Here is a 20677-nt window from a genome sequence, read left to right on the forward strand (position 1 = left end):
GGGTCAACCCGGCGCCGGCAGTCCGCGGCGTCTAGAGCCGGCGAACCGTTCTGTCAACCGACCCAAACCAGCGCCACAGCGCCCGGATCGACCGACACACCGGAACAGAAGGACAGCGATCGCCCGATCCAGTCACCCGGATCAGCTCCGCTCACCAACAATCCCGAAGACCAACAAGACCCCCGACCCACCAACCAGTGGACCGCGGCGCCCCGTCGGTGAAATGGGGTATAAGGACGCCAACACAGGGCGTCAATCGGATAAAACGCGGAAAAGTCGAAAATGCCCGCCACAGGGGCGCGGGATGAGCTGGAGGGACACTCCGCACGCGCAATGCCCTCCGCAAGATGCCAGGGATGCGAGCGGCTGTTTCAGGTTGGCCGCGAACCACCTCGTTGCCGGCGTCGATCGGGTCCGCTCCGCATCCAACCCATCGATGTCCTCCATCTGCAAACGAGAGTTTGGCGATTGGTTTGAGCCGATCCTCCGCAAAAATCGCTCTGCCCCTCCCATGCCCCCAATGAGGGCGGATGGACGCCGCCCGATCAGGGAGATGCGACATGAACAAGGTGATGATCCTCGCGCTCGTCGGTGCCGGCCTTCTCGGCGCCGCCCCCTCGGCCTTCGCCGCGGAGACCGCTCCGCAGCCCGCCAACCAGGAATTCCTCGGCGTCGATCTCGACAATGGCGGCGTCTATTACAACGGGCGCAATTCAGGCCGGTACTGCGTCTATCGCACCGTCGAGGTGTTCAACCGCTACACCGGCTATGTCGAGGCCCGCCGCGTGCGCCGCTGCGGCCGCGGCCTCTACCTGCCGTAGGGAGAGCGACGCGATGCTGACCGCGATCTCGCCGCTTCACCTCGCCGCCCTCGGCCTCATCCTCACGCTGTTTCCCGGGGGCTGAGCGCCGCGATGCCGGACGTGTTTCGAGGCCGGCCCGCTCCTTTATCCGACGCGCAGGACCCCTCGCTACGGATGGGCGGCAGGGCCCACGGGGCGACATTGTTTCCCAACCACCAAGCGGTTACCCCTGGGCGGCGTCCGAGGACGGGCGCGCCCCGCTCCAAGGATGACAGCCTCGGTCCGCGAACCGAGAGGAGGACGATCCGCATGCCGAGACAGGCCCCGGTTATCGCTGCGCGCCAGTTTCTCCGTGGAGCCGCGCGCCTCCTGGCCGCCTGCCTGGCCCTCGCGGCGAGCGCCCAAATCGCGCCGGCCCAAGCCACACCCTCTCATGTCACACCCTCTCATGCCGCGCCCGAGGCGACGCCCTTCAGCGACAACGCCGACTCGGTCGCGGTGGTGATCGGTAACCGCAGCTACAAGCAGACGGTGCCGGTCGATTACGCTCATAACGACGCCGAGGCGATCCGCGCGTATCTGATCGAGCGCTTGGGCTACCGCGACAGCAACGTCTTCCTCCTGAAGGACGCGACGCTCAACGAGTTCAACCAAGTCTTCGGCACCGAGCGCAATCCGCAATCGGGCCGGCTGTGGCGCACCACGCGCGAGGGCCGCTCGAACGTGTTCGTGTACTATTCCGGACATGGCGTTCCGGACCTGACCACGCGGCAACCCTTCCTGCTGCCCGAGGACGGCAACCCGAACCAGGGCGAGAGCGGCTATTCGCTCGAAACCCTCTACCGCAACCTCGACCTCGTGAAGCGCAAGATCGGGCCCGAGCGCCAGCTCGTGGTGATGGTCGATGCCTGCTTCACCGGCGAGACGGGCCGCAAGGGCGAGAGCCTGCTCGCGGTCTCGGCCCCCGGCTTCGCGCCGGCCCGGCCGAAGTCAGAGAGCGGGATCGTGCGCGTTGTGGCCACCTCGGGCGCGACGCCCGCGAACTGGGACGAGCCGAACAAGCTCGGCCTGCTGACGAGCCGCTTCCTGATGGGCGTCTCGGGGCTTGCCGACGCGGGGGATGGACCCGGCAACGGCGATGGGCTGATCCAATGGCCGGAGTTGAAGGGCTACCTGCGACGCGAGGTCGAGGAGGCAGCGCGCCGCGCCTCGGGCCGGGAGCAGATACCGGAAATCGACGACGCGCCGATCGTGGTGAAAGCCTCGCTCCCCGTCGCAGGGGTGGCCGGCGGCGTCGCAGCGATCCGCGACGAGGCGGCCTGGCGACGTGCCGAGAGCCTCGGCACCCGCGAGGCGTTCGAGGCCTATGTCGGAAATTGCGGCGAAACGTGTGCCTATCGCCCGCAGGCGATGGACCGGCTGCTCGCCGGCCGCAAGCGCGACGCGGCGGCGATCGACCAGGCGAACTGGGCGAAGTTCGGGGGCCAGCGGCAGTATCAGGCCTATCTCGATTCATGCGGCGAGACTTGCGCCTACCGCAGCCTCGCAGAGGGCTATCTCGGCGGCGCCAATCCGAGCACCGATCCGCGTGTGAAGCGCTGCGACGAACTCGCCGCCGGCACCGACGATCCCGACCGGCCGAACGGCGTCCCGGGGGTGAAGCTCGGGCGGATCGAGGCGTCCGCTTCCATCGAGGCCTGCCGCGCGGCGGCGGCGGTCTATCCGCAACTGCGCCGCCTCAGCTACCAGCTCGGCCGCGCTTATGACCGGGCCGACCGCTTCAAGGAGGCGTTCGCCGCTTACGACCGGGCAGCCAAGGCCGGCAGCATCTCGGCAATGAACAACCTCGCTGCGCTCTACGAGAACGGCCAGGGGGTGAAGCGCGGGCAGGCCGAGGCGTTCCGGCTCTACCGGCAGGCGGGCGAAGGCGGCAACGTGGTGGCGCTCGCCAACGCCGCGCGGATGCTCGAATACGGCAACGGCATCCCCAAGAACGAGGCGGAGGCGGTCGCGCTCTACAAGCGCGCGGTGGCGGGCGGCGACGTGCCCTCGATCTCGAAGCTGGTGCCGCACTATGCCACCGGCGCCTACGGCTTCCCGAAGGACCTGCGCCAGGGGTTCGACCTGTTCCGGCAGGCGGCCGACAAGGGCGATCCTATCGCCATGGCGACGATGGCGACGCTGATCGACAACGGTTTCGGCCGCTACTTCCCCGGCACGCGCTCCGCCGACATGGTGCTGCGGGCGCTCAAGCGCGGCGAACTCGGCGCGGCCTCGGTTTCGGCCACCGACACGGCGGCGCAGAAGCTGAAGCCGGAGACGATCCGCACCGTACAGCGTGCGGTCAAGGAAGCGGCTTACTACTCAGGCGCCCTCGACGGCCGCTTCAACCCGGTCTTCGTCCGCGCCCTCGATCAGTACGCAAGGGCGAACGAGGCGGAATGAGGCTCCTCCTCGCCGCCCTGCTGCTTCTCCCCGCGGCCGCCCGCGCCGATCCGACCACTGCCACCCTCAGCCCGTTCCTCGATGCGGTGGCGGCCTGCGCCGGGCGGCCCGACCTGACGCTGGCGGTGGTCGGCGTCGAGCCAGGCCAGACGGCGCTCTCGCGCGAGCAGGCCGAGGAGGTGCGCCTCGCGGTCGAGAGCCGGCTCCAGGCCACCAGCCGGGTGCGGCTCGCCGCCGCCGCCGACGTCGTGCGGATCAAGGCGCTGCGCGAGGGTACCACCGGCCTGTCGGGGGCGGAGGCCGAGGCGCAGATCCGCGCGGCCTTCTCGGGCGATGCCAGCGTATTCCTGGTGGAACCGCGCCGGGCCGGCGAGACCGCGGCCCTGCGCCTTCAGGCCATCACCCGGAACGCCGGCTGCAAGGCGACGAGCGAACCGGTGATCCTGCCGATCCGCGTCGGGGCCGGCGTCGCCGACATCGACGCGGTGATGGAGGGCGCGGTGAAGACCTTTGCCGGCGCCGCGCCGAATGCGAGCGCCGTCGAGGTCTGCCCCTTCGTGGCGGAAGGCGGCCACTCGACCTGCGCCGGGGCGCTCACCGATCGCCTCGTCATCGCCCTCGACGCCGAGGCGCGCTCGGCCAACCGCATCCTGAAGGGCGCGCGGCTCGACGTGCGCCGCCGCCCGCCCGGCACCGCCTGCTCCGGCGCGATCACCGCGCGCGGGCGCTTCCTCACCGACCAGGGCCGGCAATCCTGGATAGAGCTGGAGTTCCAGCGCGACGGCGCTGTGCTCGCTCCGACCGGGCGGAGGCGCATCGGGATCGAGGGGCTCGGCTGCGATCCGACCCCACGACCCTTCCTCGACCATCTGGCGGCGACCGCCCGCACCGATGCCGGTCGCCTCACGGTCGCGGCTACCGCCACGCCGTTCGCGGCCGGGCAGCGGCTGGAGATGCGCATCGAGACCCGCGCCCGGCAGAGCCTCTATTGCTGGATCGTGGCTCCCGACGAGACCGCCTTCGTCGCCCTGCCGGTGCGCGGCAACGCCTCCTCCGCCGCGCCGCTCAAGGCCGGCGAGGCGAAGCGCTACCCGCGCGGCTACGGCCTCGACGAGATCGTGGCGGGCGAGCCGTTCGAGAACCTGTTCGCCTGTTTCGGCGTAGAGGGCGGCCTGCCGCCGGAACTCGCCGAGCGCTGGCTCGCGGCGGCGCCGGGCGCGGAGGGCGAAGCGAAACTGCTCCAGCCCCCCGACGTGCTCGACCTCTTGGACAAGATCCGCGCGACGCCCGGCGTGACCGAGGCCACCGCGCGGATCGTGGTGCGGTGATGCGGCTTCGGGCAGCGGCGGGAGACGAGGACCGGCATGGCGGTCAAGGCGAAGGCGCTACGGCATAGAGCAGGACTGCCGCCTCACCGTCTTCGACGTGTCGGCGGTCGCCTTTCGGGACGGTGGCTCGGGCTGGCGATGGCCTGCCTCCTCACTGTCTGCACACCGGCCCTGAGCTGCGACCTCGAAGCCCTTCGGCACTACCCGATGACCAAGGCGCTCGAGAACCGGGCGGTACCGCTGCGCATGCCCGACCTGTTCTTCAAGTCCGACGAGCGCCGGGATTTCGACCGCTTCTCCCTGGATGCGGCCGGGGCGGCCGAGTTGCGGGCCGCGCTGGCACGGGGATTGGCGACCTTCCAGCCCGTCGAGCGGCCGGTGCTGATGTTGGCTGCGCTCGATCATTGGACGAGCGGAGGGGCCGGCCTGAAGGGTTTCTTCGTCCTCTCCGACAGCGTCTTCCTCGAAGAGGCCCTTCAAGCTCTCGATACCGAGGGACTGACCGGGCAGGCGGCGCTGCTGCGCGAGGGGGCGGCCCTGTTCGGCCCGGATTACGGCGGCACCCAGGCCCAGCGCTACGCCCGCTGGAGCGACGGCCACGGCGAGATCCGCGACCCGGCGCTCGATGCCGCCCTGGACCGCCTGTCCGAACGCTTCCACGCATTGCCGCCCCTCCTCGACGCGGCGGCGGCGCGGATCGCCCGTTCGCCGGATCTCGCGGCGCTCTACGAGCCGCTGCGATCCGGCGCGGGCGACGACGACCGCCTCGCCTATCTCACCGGCGGACTCTGGACGTGCCTGAACCACTACGACGCGCCCGCTTCGGTCGCAGGCCGCCTCGCCGCCCTGCCGGAGGCGCACGGGCGGATCATCGTCGTGCGCATCTTCGAGGCGGAGATGCTGAACGGCTCGGTGCACCAAGCCTTCTTCAATTCCTCGGGCGTGCTCGCGCCCGATGTCGCCGCCGCCCTGAAGGCGATGAACCTGCCCGAGCATGCCGCCGCGGTCGAGCGCGGCATCGCGATGTTTCCAACGCCCTATCCCCGGGACACCGAGAAGCGCCGGGCCTTCATGGGAACGCAGAACGAGGCCTTCGATACCCGGCTCGAAAATCTGACGGGGGCCGTGGATGACGGGGCGATGCACGAGGCGATGATCGCCACCGCTCGCGCGGCCGACATCCTGCCAAAGTAGCGGCGGGCGCCCCCCAGTCCCGGAGCCGCCCGCACCATGTTCATCGACGGCGCGGCCCTGGGCGCCGCGCTCTGGCTCCTCACCATGGCCCTCGTGCTGCTCACGGGGGTGCTCATCGCGCATCTTGTCTGGGTCGTCCGGCTGGCGCGCGGCCCCGCTCTTGCCGCGAGGCCGGCCTCCGTCCGGTGACTCATCGTGGCGGCAGCGCTGATGACACCGGTCCTCAGCTTCTACGCGAGCGAGGTCGCCGCCCTCTGGCGCCGCCGGGCCGTCGGAGAGACCGTCCCGTGGTGGCGGCTCGGGATCATCGCTGCGAGCCTCGTCTTCCTGCTCATCTGAGCACCTGCCGATTCCGCTCTGCCCGTCCCATGAGGGAAGCGCCGCCCCGAGCGGTGCGGGAGGGTGACGGATGTTCGGGCTCGGGGTATCGATACCGCGATGCGCGCCGCGTCATCGTGGCGCGCGCAGGGGCGTGGCGGAAGCCGCGCGATCGCATCGGCCCGGACGCCGGCAGCCGCCGGCCCGCGCCGGTGCTCCGAGGAGGCGCATGACCGGCGGATACGACGAGCGCTGCGCGGCCGACCTGGCCGCCGTCTGCGACGGCCGCGACCTCTCCCGCGAGGACCGCGCCTGGCTCGCCCGGGTCGTCACCGGCGCCGTGCGACCGAACCGCGACAAGCCGCTCTGGGATCTCGCCCACGCGCTGGCCGCCCTGGCCCAGGCAACGGCTGCACGGAACGGGCGCGACCTCGTCACCCTGGCGCTCGATCCCGGCCTCGCCACTGGCACGGCGGTGTCGGCGCGCTTCTCGGAAACCATCCCGGCGGACGCCCGCGGCCCGGTCTTCGGCGAGGCGTGGCGCACGAGCTGGGCCGGCCTCGCGCGGCTGCTCGCTTTGGCCGAGTTCGTGCTGACGGCCGAGGATCTGGCGCAGTTTTCCGCCGTCACGGGCTGGCTCGACGACCTCGCCGCCGCCTCCGATGCGGAGAGCGCGGCTTTTCTGGCAAAGCGCCTCGCCCGCCATCTCGCGGCCTACCGCAACGCCCACCTGCCGCTGGCGCCGCTGGAGCGCCGCTTCCGCGCGATCCTCGGCTTCCTCGAGGGCCGCAAGGATTTCGGCGACGACGACATCCTCGCCTTCTGGCGCACCGAGATGGAGGCGGGCGAGCGGCCGGGCTTCCGCACCATCGCCGAGCATTTCGTGACCTTCGAGGCGGGCGCGCATCTGGTCGGCGGTCTGGACGGGCTGTCAGCCACTGTCTCCCTCGACGCGCATGCGGGCTGGGAGGAGCGGCTCGACGCCGCGCTCGGCGATCTCGCCGCCGCCGAGCCGGCCGAGACCCTGGCGGCCCTGCTCGCCGACTGGCCGGAGGGCCCGAAGATCCTCACCGGGGCCGAGCGCGAGGATCTCACCGACTTCCTGCGCCTGGAGCCGTTCCACCGCACCCGCCCACTGACGACGCTGCGGGCGGCGAGCTTCGGCCGGGTGCAATCGGGCATCGCCAACCGCCTGCGCCGGGGCGGCGGCGGGGCCGAGGTCGCCGAGCGGGCGAGCTGCGCCGAGGCCGAGAGCTACGCGGCTTTGCAGGAGCAGGCCGGCGCGCTCGCGGCCCATCTCGCCCGGATGCTGCGCATCGCGGCGGCCCTGCGCATCGCCGAGCGCGACGGCCTCACCCCGGAGGTGCGGGCCGCGCTGGAGGCCGCCGAAGCGGATCTGCGCCGGGTGCGCCGGGCCGGCTTCGAGGACCGCGCCGCCCTCACCGCGGGCTTTGCCGCTGCGCAAGCCGCGCTCCTGCGCCTCACCGAAGAAGCCGACCGGCTCGAACGGGCGCTCGCGGCGCTGGCCCGGCAGCGCCCGCTGGACGCGGCCTTCGCGGCGGACCGATCCGTTTTCGCGGCCGCCTTCGCGGCGGCCTATGCCGGGGAGGCGGCGGCGTGAGCGACGAAGCCCGGCTCCTCGCCGAAATCCATGCCGCCCGCGCCCTGATGCGGGCGCAGGCTCCGGCTGTCCGGCCGAGCAACGCCGCCCTCTGGGCCTATGCCAACCGAGAGCCCGGCGGCCCCATCGATCTTGCGGTCGTCCGGGAGATCCGCTCCGATCCGGAGACCGCACGCCGCTACCGGACCTTGCTCGGCGCGCAGTCCCTGGCCTACACGCCCCTCGCCGCGGCGGCCTCGGACGGGGCACTGACGCGGCGCCGGATCGGCCCGTTCGAGCTGGAGATCCTAGAGGGCACGCCGCCGCTCCTGATCCTGCGCGGACCGGAGCAGGGAATGCCGCGACGGATCGAGGCGTGGCTCGGCGACGAGGCGGTGCGGCTCGATCTCGGCACGCCGGTCGATGGCGCGATCCTGCTCGCCCTCGACCCGTCGGTGCCGGAAGCCGACCGGCTCGGCCGCATGCTAAGCGACCCGGCCTGCGCGGTGTTCCTGTTGTGAGGAAGCGGGCCGCGCCCCGGCGGATCGCAGCCGCATGACCGGGCTGGCGATCCTCGTCATCATCCCGACGACCCTGGGGCCGCTCCGCCTGCGGTCTCTGAGCCCGCGGCCCGGCCTCCCGGCGCCCGCCGCCTTCGCCGACGGCGATTACCGCCCCCTGCCCTGGTCGGCGGATTATGCCCGGCTCTGCGCACCGGGCGGTCCCGTCGCCCGGCTCGGCGGCGATGCCGGCGGACCGCACGAACTGCGCCTGTCGGGCTCGTTCGATGCCGGCCGCTCCTGGGAGGTGCCGGTCTGTCTCGCCCACGGCCTCGCCGCCCGCGGCCACCGCTTCGTCGCGGAGCCGGCGCAGGCCGACCTGATCCTGTGGGCCACCGGCGCGGTCGATCTCGACCTCGCCGTTCTGCCCGGCGACTACGCGCTCCTCGACAAGATCGAGCGCTCCCATGCCCTGCTCGCCGAGGCGCCGGACGTGCCGCTCGCGGTTCTGCTGCCGGAGGGTCCGGAGCGGGAGCCGGCCGAGGCGGCCTTCCGCGCCCTCGAACGTGCCGAGGCGCCCCGCATCCTGCCGGCTCGCGATGTTCCGGCGGCCGTGGAGGCGCTGACCCGGCCGAACCCGTCGAACGCGCCGGAGCCGCGGCGGCGCGTCCTCCGCCTCGCCCTTCCGGCAGGCGCCGCCGCGATTGTCGGCCTCGTCGCGCTCGGAGGGTTCATCGCCCTCGGGCCCCGGCAGGCTCCCGTTGTCGGTGCGGCTGACCCGGCGGCCGGCACCGCGTCGGCCGATCCCGTGGCCATGCCCGCACCGCTGGCTGAGATCGCCCCGCCCTCCCCTCCCCCGACCGAGACGCCGGCTGCGATCCGCGTCGAGGAATTGCGGGCGCCGCCGGGCTCGTCCTGCCGCCGCGTGGCCTTCGGCGCCGAGCAGCCCGAGCGCCGCCCCATCGCGCTGGAAAGCGGCGACCGCCTCACCGCGACCCGGCTCGTGCCGGAGCTGTGCGGGCTCGCCATCGCGGCGGCACCGGGGCTGCGGCTCGCAGTCGGGCCGGAGCTGCGCGCTGCCGCCCTACCCCCGGTGCGACTGGCGGACGGAGCGCAAGGCTACTTCCTGCGCGAAGGCGGCCGGCAGAACCTCGTCTACGCGGTCCAGGCTCAACCGGAGCCGGGCACCGCCCTGCCCGGCGGCCGGATCGTCCACGCGCTGACGCGCTGATGGCGGAGCCACACCCGATGATGCTCGCGGCCTTTGTCCTTGCATCGGCTTTCTCCGAAAGCCGGTGGCCACCTTTCGGGACAAGGCTTTGAGATGCTGACGCAGAGGAGGGAGACGATGACCCCGATTCGCCGGAGATGCCGGGCCATCCCGGTTTCCGCCCTGCTGCTCGCCCTCTGCACAGCCGGCCCTGCAGGGGCGCAAAGCGTCGGCTTCGACCCCGCCGATTACGGCCGGGCGCAACTTCCGCTTCGCCAGACGACCGGCGACGCGGCGGCCTATGTCGATCAGAACAAGGGCGCCTTCGAGCCGATCAGCGAACTCGACCCGAAGGACGGGCTCGCCGCGCTGGCCCGGCCGATCGGCCGCGTCGACATCGTCCTGCGCAACGCCCGCACCGGCCAGCAGGTCGGCGCCTCCTGCACCGGGGCGCTGCTGCCCGGCGATTACGTGCTGACCAACCACCATTGCCTGCCGCAATCGGGCGACCTGACCCCGGTCAAGGCGTCGATCCTGATGGATTTTCTGACGCTGGACGCGAAGGGATCGCGCCGCTTCGAGATCGACCCGAAACCCGTCGAGCACGATGCCCGACTCGACTACGCGCTGGCCCGTGTGGCCGGAAATCCGAGTGCCACCTACGGCACCGTCCGGCTCTCGGGCGCGGCGGTGGCGGGCAACCGCTCGATGCTGGTGATCCACCATCCCCTCGGACGGCCAAAGGTGATGAGCCGCTTCCGCTGCTTCGCCATGAAGGATCAGGCCGAGGGGCCGGATCTGCGCCACCGCTGCGACACGCTCGGCGGCTCCTCCGGCTCGCTGATGTTCGACGCCTCCGTCGCCGGCATTGCCCTGCACAAGGAGGGCGGCCTCGACCCAAAGGACCCGTCGAGCTTCAATAAGGCGACGCGGCTCTCGGCCATTTTCGGGCGCAGCCCGATCCTCGCCGAGATCGCCGCCGGCCAGGGCCGCCCGGTCGCCGCCGCCTCACCCGCCGGAGACACACCGCCCAAAGCGAGCGCCGCGCCTTCCGCCAAACCCGTCGCCCCGCCCGCGGACGGCCCGCTCGACCCCGCGAGCATGAACGCGATCCTGCGCGGGCGCTGAAAGATTTTCTCGTGAGCAAGCGGCAAAAGCCGCTCTGCAAGGTCCAGGGATACGTGGGACGGGGCCGCGGCAAGGCCTGCGATACGGGCTCCGCTTGAGCGAAGCCCAAATCCGCCATCCCGAAGGGATCAACCGGATTTGGTACGAGACGGAGACGACAAGCCATGGAGGCCATCGAGTGGACCACCGGGAGCGCCGCGCCGGCATGGTGTCGGCGTCTCGGCCCGATGCTGGCGGCGAGCGTCATCCTCGCCCTCGCGCCCGCCCGCGCCAACCCGCTGACCGAGGTGCCGGGCACCCGCCCGCCCGCCGCCGAGGCGGAGGCGCCGCCGGCCCGTGACGAGGCCGCCGAGCGGGCCGAGGCCGGGGCCGTGAACCCGTCGGCGAACGCGATCATCCGGTCGCTCGCTCCCTTCGCCGACGGCAATCCGGGCCGTCCCGCCGCGCCGGTCGCGGTCTCACCCGGCGATGGCGGCCCGAGCCTGCGGGTCGATCCCGCCCGCTCGGTCGATCTCACCGTGTTCTTCGCCTACGACAGCGCCCGCCTGACGCCGGAGGCGCGGATTCAGCTCGAACCGCTGGGACAGGCGCTGCAATCCCGCGATCTGGCCGCCCACGGCTTCCTCATCGCCGGGCACACCGATGCGGCGGGCGGGCTCGGCTACAACCGCCGCCTGTCGCTCGCCCGCGCCCGAGCGGTGAAGGCCCATCTCGCCGAGGCCTACGGCATCGATCCGCGACGCCTGCGCCTCCACGGCTGGGGGCCGTCCCGGCCGAAGGACCCGGCCCAGCCCTTCGCGCGGATCAACCGGCGGGTCGAGGTGAGCCTGATCGCTCCGGCGCGAAGCGGCGCCCTGCGCTTCGTCCTCCCCGCCGCGGCGGAGGGCTGCGAGGCGGGCGGGCTCGACGATCCCCGCCGCCACCTCCCGCTCGACCTCGACGATTTCGGCGCGGCGCCGACGCCGCTGCCCTGCACCGAATGACCCTCGCGACATCACCGCCGTCACACGACCCGACAGACAGGATGCTTCCGATGCTGCGCAGACCCGCCCGAACGCTCGCCACCCTCGCCCTGATCGGAAGCGCCCTCCTCGGCTTTGTCGCGCCGGCGGCGGCGCAGACCCGGCCCAACATCGTCGTGATGGGCGAGGATGCCGACGAGGATTCGGTGCCCCGCGGCAACCGTATCTTCCAGCGGGTCATCACCGAACTCTCCGAGACGATGAACCTGCGCGGCTACAACGTCTATGACGAGACCGCGGTGGCGATGGGGATCACCCAGGCCAACCGTGTCCGCCGCCGCGACGCGGAGCTGATCGAGGTCGCCCGCGCCGTCCAGAACCCGCCGCTCGACGTGGTGGCGGTGTTCCAGGTCTACGCCTCGGCCTCGAAATCCAGCTATTCCGACATCGTGCGGCCGGAGGTGCGCATCCCGGGCCGGCTCCTCAACGTCCGCACGGGGCAATCGCTCGGCGCCTTCGAGGTGGCCGGGCTTCAGCTTCCGCCCCTGCCCCAGGGCTGCGATCGGGAATGCCTGCTCGAACGGGTCGGCGCCGAGGCCAAGAGCATCGCCGCCGACGTCGCCACCGCACTCACGGCCAAGCTCGACGGCGTGATCGCCCCCCGCCGCGCCGCCGATGCCGGCGCGGCCCCGAACGCGCCGCTCGCCCATGCCCTTCCCAGTGCCAAGCCCCCGCCCGCCGCGGCCGGTGAATCCTGCGGTGGCCTGCCGACGGCCTATGTCGTGCGCCTCAGCGGGTTCTCAGCCCAGGAGGTGCAGGCGGCGGAGGAGTACATGGCGGCCTTCCGCTGCTACGAGCACCACCGCCCGGTGCGCTCCGGCGGGGCTACCGCCGAATACTGGTACGAGACCCGCTCCGACTCGGCGCGGCTCGGCCGCAACCTGCGCCTGATGCTGGAGCACATGAGCGCGCCGGGGCAGGTCCAGTTCTCCGGCAACACCTTCGTCGTCAGCCGCGTCGCCACCCGCTGACTCCGGTGCCGGACACGACCGAGGCAGCCTCGATAGGAGGGCTGGGAGCAGGCCGGGGCAAGGGTCGAGCGCGTCGCCGCCGAGACGGCGATCCCGGCGCGGACCGTCGCCCACGCCGCCGGGCGCTGGCCGGCCATCGAGATCGAGATCCACGACGACCGGTTCGAACTCTACCGGTTCGGGCCGGGAGCCACCCAGATCCGCGGATGGCGCTGCGGCCCGGATTCCCCCGCCACCGACACCCTCGACGCGCTTCTGCACGCCGCCTTTGGAGAGACCGCATGACGAACCGCAATCCGCTGCGCCGCTTCCTCGCCCGCCTCGCTCCCGGTCGCTGGGCCCGGAGCGGCCTGCTCGCCGGGCTAATGGCCGGGCTGACGGTCTCGTCCGCGCCGGTCCTCGCGGCCGAGCCGGTCTTCCCGCCCGCCGGCTCACTCGGCCTCGCGCCGCCCCCCGGCATGAAGCCGGCCGCGAGCTTTTCGGGGTTCGAGCACCGCTCCGGCGCCTCGATCGTCCTCGTGGAGATGCCGCCGGAAGCCTGGGACCAGATCAACGGGAAGTTCACGCCCGAGGCCCTGGCGCCCTCCGGCTTCCGGGTGAAGAGCGGGGCCGAGCTGCTGGCCGTGGCTGGTGGCGAGGGCTTCGTCCTGCGCGGGACGCACGGCGCCAACGGCCTCACCTACACCAAGTGGGTCGCCGTGGTGCGCGGCGCCTCCGGCACCGGGCTCGTCACCGTGCAGGTGCCCGAGACGGCGGCCAAGCAGGTGCCGGCTCCGGCGGTCGAGGCGGCTTTGCGCACGATCGCGTTCCGGCCCAAGGCGAGCCTCGCCGATCAGGTCACGGCCCTCCCCTACACCATCGGCGACACCGCCGGATTCCGCCCGACCGGGGTGCTTGCCGGCAACGGCCTCATCCTGACCGAGGGGCCGAAGGACGTCGATCCCGAGCGCGAGCAGCCGGTGGTCGTCATCGCGCCCTCGCTGGGTCAGGCGCCGGTGCCGTCGGGCGCGGAGGTCGCCTACGCCCGCCGAATCTTCGCCGCGCAGAAGGATCTGAAGGACGTGGCGATTACCGACGAGGCGCGCAGCACCCGCGGCGACGCCGTCGTGGTGCGCCTGCGCGGCACCGGCACCGACACCAAGACCGGACGGGCGCTCGGCATGACCCAGACGACGGTGTTCGACGACGGGCGCTATCTGCGCGTGATCGGCTTCGCCGATGCGGGCCAGGCCGAGGCCCTGGCCCGCGCCGAGCGCGTCGCCGCCTCGGTCGCGATGCGGTGAGCCCTGGTGCCCCGGATGGGGAGCCTGCCCCTCAGTGTCGGCAGGCACCCTCCCGCTGCCGTCGCGCGAACGGCCGGCACCAGAGAGCTGCCGCGATCCACCACACCGTTTGCATCGTCCAGACCGAGAGTGCTTTCGTGAGCCACCCCCATCCCATCCTCCGATCGCGCGTTGGGTCACGCGGCCTGATCCTGCTGGCAATCTTTGCGGCCGTCACGGGCGGCGCCTGGGCGCAGGATCGGGAGGCCTCCGCGAGGAACGAGTGCCGGCGCACGCCCTCACTCTCGGAGGGGCCGGCCCTCGGCTTCGGGCGGATCACCGCGGCGGGCCGCACCGCCTTCGTCAAGGACGGGCTCGCGCAGCAGGGCTGCCCCGATGCCGGCCCGGAATGCCGCGAGCGGGCCTTTCTGGTCACCGGCGACCCCGTGATCCTCGGCGAGCGCCGCGACGGCTACTTCTGCGCGAGCTACCGCGGCGCGAAGGGCGATCTGGCCCGGACCGGCTGGATCCCGGCCGAGGCGGTGGCGGCCGAGCCGCCGGCCCCGGTCGCCCTCGAAGACTGGCTCGGCACCTGGACCCAGGCGGAAGGGCGCATCGCGGTGACGCGAGGCGACGAGCCCGGCACGCTCTCGATCGCGGGCGACGCGACCTGGGGCATGGGCAGCCCTGAGCAGATCAAGCGCGGCAGCGTCCATCTCGGCGAGATGTCCGGCACGGTTACGCCGAAGGGCGACGGCGCCAGCTTCGCCATGGGTGAAAAACATACCCTGCCGGTCGAGAAGGGCGGCGCGTACGATTGCAAGGTCTGGCTGCGCCGCCTCGGCCCCTGGCTCGTGGTGGAGGACAACCTCGCCTGCGGCGGCCTGAACGTCAGCTTCCGTGGCGTCTACCGGCGCGAACCGTGACGGGGCGCAGGGGATGACGGAACACACGCGGGCAGCCCTTCGCCGCCTCGTCGCCCGGGTGCGGTGGAGCGAGACATGATCCGGCGCGCGCTCCTCGTCGCCCTCGCCGCCGGGCCAGCCCTTGCGGCCTGCTCATTCCCGCCGACGACGATGACCCCGGAGGCGGTCGAGGCCTTTCTCGAAACGCCGCTGCCGCCCGGCCGCCGCGACCTGCGAACCTATACCGAGGCGGGCATCGACCGGCTGGTGCTGCTGCGCCTCGACGCGCCGGAGGCGGAGGCCGACGCCTTCGCCGCCCGGCTCGTGCCGGACGGTCTCGAAGCGGGCGCCGATCCGGGGCTCGGCTTGCTGAGCACGTCGTTCGAGGGCTGGATCGCGACGCCGCCCGAGGGAAGCTTCGGCGGCGAGAGGCCGTATGACGGGCGGCGGTCGGTGAAGGTCGTCGTCGCACCGGCCGAACCGGGCTGGCGCCGGGTCTGGGTCGCGAGCTTCACCCTATGAGCCGCGCGCGCCGAAGGCTCCGTGTCGCCGGGGCGAGGAACCTCGGGTGGTGCAGAGCGGATCGTCAACGACGACGCGGATTCGCGCGTCGCCCAGCCGGTGGTCGCCGAGCCCGGCCTCAGCCCGGACGCCGCGTGCCGGACGAAGGGACGCTTCGTGCCGCCCGATGCGCAGCACCGCGTTTTTCCACCTCGCCCGGATGCCCATCTCCACCTTCGGGCCGAAGCGGAAACGAGACTGACCATGCCCCTCCGTCGCTCCGACTTCGCCGCCTCTCCTCGGACGACTGAGCCGCGCGCAGGAGGCGGGCGCCGCTTGCGCCGCCTCGCCCGATCGGAGAAGGACGGCCTCCGCGACGTTCCCTGCCACCGCGACCGAGGCCTGATCCCGTGAAGAGCGTGAACCTGCTGATCGCCGAGGAACTCGGTGCGCGCGAGGGGCAGGTGGCTGCGGCCGTAGACCTGCTCGACGGCGGCTACACGGTCCCGTTCATCGCCCGCTACCGCAAGGAGGCGACCGGCTCGCTCGACGACGCCCAGCTCCGCACCCTCGAGGAGCGACTGGGCTATCTGCGCGAGTTGCGCGACCGGCGCGCCAGCGTCACCGAGAGCATCCGCGCCCAGGGCAAGCTGACGCCGGAACTCGCCGCCGCCATCGCGAGCGCCGACACCAAGGCGCGGCTGGAGGACATCTACCTGCCGTTCCGGCCCAAACGCCGGAGCAAGGCGCAGATCGCCCGCGAGGCTGGGCTCGCGCCGCTGGCCGAAACCCTGCTGGCCCGGCCGGAGACGGCGCCGGAGCGGGCGGCACAGGGCTTCGTGGACGCCGCCAAGGGCATCGAGACCGCCGAGGCGGCCCTGGAAGGTGCGCGGGCGATCCTGATTGAGCGGTTTGCCGAGGACGCCGACCTGATCGGCCGCCTGCGCGAGGACTTCTGGCGCGGCGGCGAGGCCGTGGCGAAGGTGCGCAAGGGCAAGGAGACGACGGGCCAGAAATTCTCCGACTATTTCGACTGGCGCGAGCGGCTGGAGCGCATGCCCTCGCACCGGGTGCTGGCGGTGTTTCGCGGCGAGGGGGAGGAGGTGCTCGACCTCGCCTTCGCGGCCGAGGGCGAGGATTCCGCGCCCGGCGTGCCGGGGCCGTTCGAACTCGCCGTCTGCCGCCGGTTCGGCGTCTCCGCGCGGGGCCGGCCGGCGGATGCGTGGCTGCTCGATACCGTCCGCACCGCTTGGCGCACCAAGATCCGCACCGGCATCAAGGCCGATCTACGGGCACGCCTGTTCGAGCGGGCGGAGGAAGCGGCGGTGAAGGTGTTCGCCGGCAACCTCAAGGATCTGCTGCTCGCTGCCCCCGCGGGCGGGCGGGCGACGCTCGGGCTCGATCCGGGCTACCGCAACGGCGTGAAGGCGGCGGTGGTGGACCGCACCGGCAAGGTCGTGGCCGTCGAGACCACCTATCCGCACGAGCCGCAGCGGCGCTGGAAGGAGGCGGTGGCCTCGCTCTCCCGGCTCTGCCGCCAGCACGGCGTCGAGCTGATCGCCATCGGCAACGGCACCGCCTCGCGCGAGACCGACCGGCTCGCCACCGAGATCCTGACGGCCAACCCAGATCTGAAGATGGCCAAGGTCACAGTGTCGGAGGCCGGCGCCTCGGTCTACTCGGCCTCGGCCACCGCCACCCGCGAGCTGCCCGACCTCGACGTGTCGCATCGCGGCGCGGTCTCCATCGCCCGGCGCCTGCAGGACCCGCTTGCGGAACTGGTGAAGATCGACCCGAAATCCATCGGCGTCGGCCAGTACCAGCACGATGTCACCGAGCAGAAGCTGTCGCGCTCGCTCGAAGCCGTGGTCGAGGACGCGGTGAACGCGGTCGGCGTCGATGTGAACACGGCGTCGGGCCCGCTGCTCGCCCAGGTCTCGGGCCTCGGCACGTCGGTGGCCGAAAAAATCGTCGCGCACCGCGACGCCAACGGCCCGTTCCGAACGCGCGCCGGGCTGAAGAAGGTGCCGGGCCTCGGCGCCAAGACGTTCGAGCTCGCGGCGGGCTTCCTGCGCATCCCCGATGGCGAGGACCCGCTCGACCGCTCCGGTGTCCACCCCGAGGCCTATCCGGTGGTGCGACGCATCCTGGAGGCGACGAAGAGCGACATCCGGGTGCTGATCGGCAATGAAGCGGCCCTGCGCGCGCTCTCGCCCGCCGCCTTCGCCGACGAGCGGTTCGGCGTGCCGACCGTGCGCGACATCATCGCCGAACTGGAAAAGCCCGGCCGCGACCCGCGCCCGGCCTTCAAGACGGCGAGCTTCCAGGAGGGCGTCGAGACGATCGGCGACCTCAAGCCGGGGATGCAGCTGGAGGGTGTCGTCACCAACGTCGCGGCCTTCGGTGCCTTCGTCGATATCGGCGTGCATCAGGACGGGCTGGTCCACATCTCGGCGATGGCCCGCAAGCGGATCGCCTCCCCCTCCGAGGTGGTGAAGACCGGCGATGTGGTGCGCGTGCTGGTGCTGTCGGTTGATGTGCCGCGCAAGCGCATCGCGCTGTCGATGCGGCTCGACGACCCTCTTGAGGGCGCGACGGCGCCGCGTGGAAACGCCCCCCGCCCCGAGGCGCAGCCCCGGCGCCCGGCGCCCGTGGCCACACCGCAGGACGGGGCGCTGGCCGACGCGCTCCGGCGTGCCGGAGTCTCGGCGCCTAAGCGTTCCTGAGCGACAAGCGTACGATCTGCCCGCGGGCGGGGGCCGGCTTTTCGCGGCGCGAAACCTCCGGGCTCGTCGCCGACGGTTGAGCCGGCCACCCCAGCACGTCGGCCCCCTTGGGGTGGGAATGCGCGTTCCGACTGGCCGGTAGGCCGGCCTGCTCCGTCAGCGAGAGGGCGGACGTATGCCCGGTCGGATCCCAACTCTTGAACCGGCACAGCACGAGGTAGTCCTGAATCGTGATCAGATCGGCATCCACGAGTGCCAGAGCCGCTTCGCGTGTCTCGATGAGATCGGGATTCAAAGCCTACTCCCTCGCCAAAAAACGAACCTAGAAGAAATTAATTCGTCGACAATATCAACTCAAGGTATGTCAATACGGCTGAACCGGACCGCTTGGGCAGGTGAAAAGCCGCTCATGGGCGAGGGGTCGGCATGACCGGCGCCGGACTCATCAGGGCAAGAGGCGGCTTGGACGCGGTGAGGCGGAGCGGGTGGATTCGCTCGTACGCGCCGGCCCGAAGGCCTTCGCGCTCGCAATGGCATCGCACGGGCCGGGACCGGCGTGCCGTCCCCAGATTCGCCGTTTTCTTCGGTTTCCTGCGCAGCACAAGGCGCGGGTCTCAACCGCCCGCTGTGCCTCGCTGATTTTCGGCGAGGGGCGGTCGTACGGCGAGCGCATCCGTTGCGTCGGTCCGGCCCGCATCGCTCACCGGTGGAGCCTACCGAACCGTGATCCGTTTCGAGAACGTCACCAAGGTCTATTCCACCTACGGTCGGCGACGCACCATCCTCGACCGGGTGAACTTCACCCTGAAGCCCGGCATCAGCTACGGCATCATGGGGATCAACGGTGCCGGCAAATCGACCACCATGAAGCTCATCGCCGGCGTCGAGGAGCCGACCCGGGGCCGCATCGTCCGGGGTCTTCGCATCTCCTGGCCGCTGGGCTTCGCGGGCGGCTTCAACGCGAAGATGACGGGCCGGGACAACGTCATCTTCGTTGCCCGGATCTACGGCGAGGATCCGCGGCGCGTGCTCGAATTCGTCGAGGATTTTTCCGAACTCGGCAGTTACCTCAACATGCCGGTCAACACCTACTCGTCCGGTATGGGCTCGCGGCTCGCCTTCGGGATGAGCATGGCGATTCCCTTCGACACCTACCTCATCGACGAGACGCTCTCGGTGGGCGACGCGCGCTTCCAGAAGCGGTGCGCCGAGGTGTTCAACAAGCGGCGCGAGACCGCGGACGTGATCCTGATCTCCCACAGCATGGAACAGATCCGCGATTATTGCAGTCAGGCTCTGATCCTGATCAACGGGCAGGCGGTGGTTTACGACGACGTCGATGAGGCGATCACGGCCTACCGGCGCCTGAATAGCTGAAGGGTCGCACGACGGTGCCGGCCGCCTTTCGAGGTTCGGACACGCTTTCGCCGCGAGGGCGGGCCAGAGACGCAAGCGTGCGATGTGTGGCCGCCTCCGAGGCGGCGCCGCAGACCGCGCGAGGCGTGCGAGCACCGAGACCATGAGCACCGAGATCAGCACTCCGAGCAGCGCACCGCTCACCACCGCCGACCGTTCGACGGCCGTCACGGAATCGCTCAAGCGGTTCGCCCGCATCGCGCGCCAATCCGACCACAAGAAGGGCATTCGCGCCTATCAGACGCATATCCGGCGCGATCCCTGGATCCCCGCCTTCTTCGTGCTGTTGTTCCTGCTGCCGACGATGGTCGCCGCCGGCTATTTCTACCTCGTCGCCTCGGACCGCTACATCACCGAGGCACGCTTCGCCCTGCGCCCGGCGCTCGGCAACGTCGACAAGGTGCAGAGCGAGGACACGGGCAGCAACAGCTCCCTGTCCAAGCAGATGATCGCCCAGGACACGCTGATCACGACGAGCTACATCGCCAGCCGGCAGATGATCGAGACCATGGAGCGGCAGATGCCGCTGCGCGAGATGTTCTCGCGGGATGGCATCGACTTCTTCTCGCGCTTCGACGCCGACGAGCCGATCGAGCGGTTCATGCGCTATTGGCACAAGCGCGTGACGACCTCGGTCGATTCCAATGGCGGCATCATCAGCCTGAAGGTCGCCGCCTTCGATGCGCAGGAATCCTACACGCTGACCCGCGCCCTCCTGGACGAGAGCGAGCGCATGGTGAACGAGCTCAGTCTCAAGGCGCGCAACGCCGCGCTGGCCGAGAGCACCCGCGAACTCAAGAACGCCGAGGAGCGCCTGCACACCGTACAGCGTGCCATGCGCGACCTGCGCAACCGCGCCGGCATTCTCGACGCGCAATCGGCCAACAAGAACAACCTCATGGTCATCGCGGAACTGCGCAAGAAGCGCATCGATCTCTCTGTGCAGCTCAACCAGAGCCTGCGCGACCTCGCGCCGGAGCGGCGTCCGATTCAGGATCTAAAGGCACAGATCCAAGATCTCGATGACAACATCGAGAAGATCGAACGGCAGATGACCAGCACCGATCCGGATCAGCGGCGCCTGCTATCGGAGGCGATGACGGAATTCGAAGGGCTGGAGAACGATCGGAAGAACGCGCTGCTCTATCACAACAAGGTGTTGGCCGCGAGCGAGCAGGCCCGCATCGTCGCCAACCGCCAGATCGAGTTCTTCACGCCCGTGGTCGACCCGGTCGTGCCCACGTCGGCGATCGAGCCACGCAAGCACCTGATCACCAGCATCGTCGCGCTGGTGGCCATGGTGGTGTTCGGCTTCGCCGTCCTGATCCGGAAGTATTTCTACAGTTAA

The 20677-nt window shown here is 71.2% G+C and carries 19 protein-coding genes; 18 read left to right on the forward strand and 1 reads right to left on the reverse strand.

Annotation, left to right across the window (positions count from 1 at the left end; genetic code table 11):
* The first annotated feature begins 560 nt into the window (after positions 1 to 560).
* The 16 genes from MKK50_RS05545 to MKK50_RS05620 all read left to right on the forward strand — a co-directional run bounded on the left by MKK50_RS05545 (position 561) and on the right by MKK50_RS05620 (position 17913).
* Positions 561 to 821 carry an acid shock protein gene (locus MKK50_RS05545; protein WP_499020979.1) on the forward strand — a complete coding sequence of 87 codons (261 nt, stop codon included), beginning with the start codon at positions 561 to 563 and terminating at the stop codon, positions 819 to 821.
* Positions 822 to 1112: 291 nt separating this feature from the next.
* The gene (locus MKK50_RS05550) at positions 1113 to 3248 is read left to right on the forward strand and encodes a caspase family protein (RefSeq protein ID WP_499020981.1); all 2136 of its coding nucleotides are present in this window, start codon (positions 1113 to 1115) and stop codon (positions 3246 to 3248) included.
* On the forward strand, positions 3245 to 4576 hold the full coding sequence (locus MKK50_RS05555) for a hypothetical protein (RefSeq protein ID WP_499020983.1): 1332 nt from the start codon (positions 3245 to 3247) through the stop codon (positions 4574 to 4576). Before MKK50_RS05550 ends, MKK50_RS05555 begins: the two co-directional genes overlap by 4 nt.
* Positions 4577 to 4714: 138 nt before the next feature.
* On the forward strand, positions 4715 to 5770 hold the full coding sequence (locus MKK50_RS05560) for a DMP19 family protein (RefSeq protein WP_499020985.1): 1056 nt from the start codon (positions 4715 to 4717) through the stop codon (positions 5768 to 5770).
* 36 nt (positions 5771 to 5806) lie between these two features.
* Positions 5807 to 5959, forward strand: a complete 153-nt coding sequence (locus MKK50_RS05565; protein ID WP_499020987.1) for a hypothetical protein — start codon at positions 5807 to 5809, stop codon at positions 5957 to 5959.
* 21 nt (positions 5960 to 5980) lie between these two features.
* On the forward strand, positions 5981 to 6109 hold the full coding sequence (locus MKK50_RS05570; protein ID WP_499020989.1) for a hypothetical protein: 129 nt from the start codon (positions 5981 to 5983) through the stop codon (positions 6107 to 6109).
* Positions 6110 to 6317: 208 nt separating this feature from the next.
* Positions 6318 to 7709: a hypothetical protein gene (locus MKK50_RS05575; protein ID WP_499020990.1), complete on the forward strand. Its 1392-nt coding sequence runs from the start codon at positions 6318 to 6320 to the stop codon at positions 7707 to 7709.
* Positions 7706 to 8209 (forward strand): hypothetical protein, encoded by a 504-nt coding sequence (locus MKK50_RS05580; protein WP_499020991.1) that lies wholly within the window; start codon positions 7706 to 7708, stop codon positions 8207 to 8209. The genes MKK50_RS05575 and MKK50_RS05580 overlap by 4 nt, the downstream gene beginning before the upstream one ends.
* 34 nt (positions 8210 to 8243) lie before the next feature.
* Positions 8244 to 9419, forward strand: coding sequence for a hypothetical protein (locus tag MKK50_RS05585; protein WP_499020992.1), 1176 nt, complete (start codon positions 8244 to 8246; stop codon positions 9417 to 9419).
* Positions 9420 to 9536: 117 nt separating this feature from the next.
* The gene (locus MKK50_RS05590) at positions 9537 to 10526 is read left to right on the forward strand and encodes a trypsin-like serine peptidase (RefSeq protein WP_499020994.1); all 990 of its coding nucleotides are present in this window, start codon (positions 9537 to 9539) and stop codon (positions 10524 to 10526) included.
* 164 nt (positions 10527 to 10690) lie between these two features.
* Entirely contained in the window at positions 10691 to 11509 is an 819-nt protein-coding gene (locus MKK50_RS05595; RefSeq protein WP_499020995.1) for an OmpA family protein, read from the forward strand.
* 50 nt (positions 11510 to 11559) lie between these two features.
* Positions 11560 to 12519 carry a hypothetical protein gene (locus MKK50_RS05600; protein WP_499020997.1) on the forward strand — a complete coding sequence of 320 codons (960 nt, stop codon included), beginning with the start codon at positions 11560 to 11562 and terminating at the stop codon, positions 12517 to 12519.
* Positions 12520 to 12800: 281 nt separating this feature from the next.
* The gene (locus MKK50_RS05605; RefSeq protein WP_499020998.1) at positions 12801 to 13802 is read left to right on the forward strand and encodes a hypothetical protein; all 1002 of its coding nucleotides are present in this window, start codon (positions 12801 to 12803) and stop codon (positions 13800 to 13802) included.
* Positions 13803 to 13939: 137 nt separating this feature from the next.
* Positions 13940 to 14707, forward strand: coding sequence for a hypothetical protein (locus MKK50_RS05610; RefSeq protein WP_499021000.1), 768 nt, complete (start codon positions 13940 to 13942; stop codon positions 14705 to 14707).
* A gap of 75 nt (positions 14708 to 14782) precedes the next feature.
* Positions 14783 to 15208 (forward strand): hypothetical protein, encoded by a 426-nt coding sequence (locus tag MKK50_RS05615; RefSeq protein WP_499021002.1) that lies wholly within the window; start codon positions 14783 to 14785, stop codon positions 15206 to 15208.
* A 389-nt stretch (positions 15209 to 15597) separates the two neighbouring features.
* Positions 15598 to 17913, forward strand: coding sequence for a Tex family protein (locus MKK50_RS05620; RefSeq protein ID WP_499021004.1), 2316 nt, complete (start codon positions 15598 to 15600; stop codon positions 17911 to 17913).
* Here the strand turns inward: MKK50_RS05620 and MKK50_RS05625 are convergent.
* Complete coding sequence (locus tag MKK50_RS05625) at positions 17900 to 18208, reverse strand: hypothetical protein (RefSeq protein WP_499021005.1); 309 nt, start codon at positions 18206 to 18208, stop codon at positions 17900 to 17902. The genes MKK50_RS05620 and MKK50_RS05625 overlap by 14 nt on opposite strands.
* A 428-nt stretch (positions 18209 to 18636) precedes the next feature.
* On the opposite strand from MKK50_RS05625, the gene MKK50_RS05630 reads away from it, so the two are divergent.
* Both MKK50_RS05630 and MKK50_RS05635 read left to right on the forward strand, forming a co-directional pair.
* On the forward strand, positions 18637 to 19290 hold the full coding sequence (locus MKK50_RS05630; RefSeq protein WP_253367319.1) for an ABC transporter ATP-binding protein: 654 nt from the start codon (positions 18637 to 18639) through the stop codon (positions 19288 to 19290).
* A gap of 142 nt (positions 19291 to 19432) precedes the next feature.
* Complete coding sequence (locus MKK50_RS05635) at positions 19433 to 20677, forward strand: KpsE/RkpR family capsule polysaccharide export protein (protein ID WP_499021007.1); 1245 nt, start codon at positions 19433 to 19435, stop codon at positions 20675 to 20677.

Origin of the sequence: Methylobacterium sp. J-043 (genome assembly GCF_022829505.1) — a bacterium.
GTDB classification, from domain to species: Bacteria; Pseudomonadota; Alphaproteobacteria; order Rhizobiales; family Beijerinckiaceae; genus Methylobacterium; species Methylobacterium extorquens_A.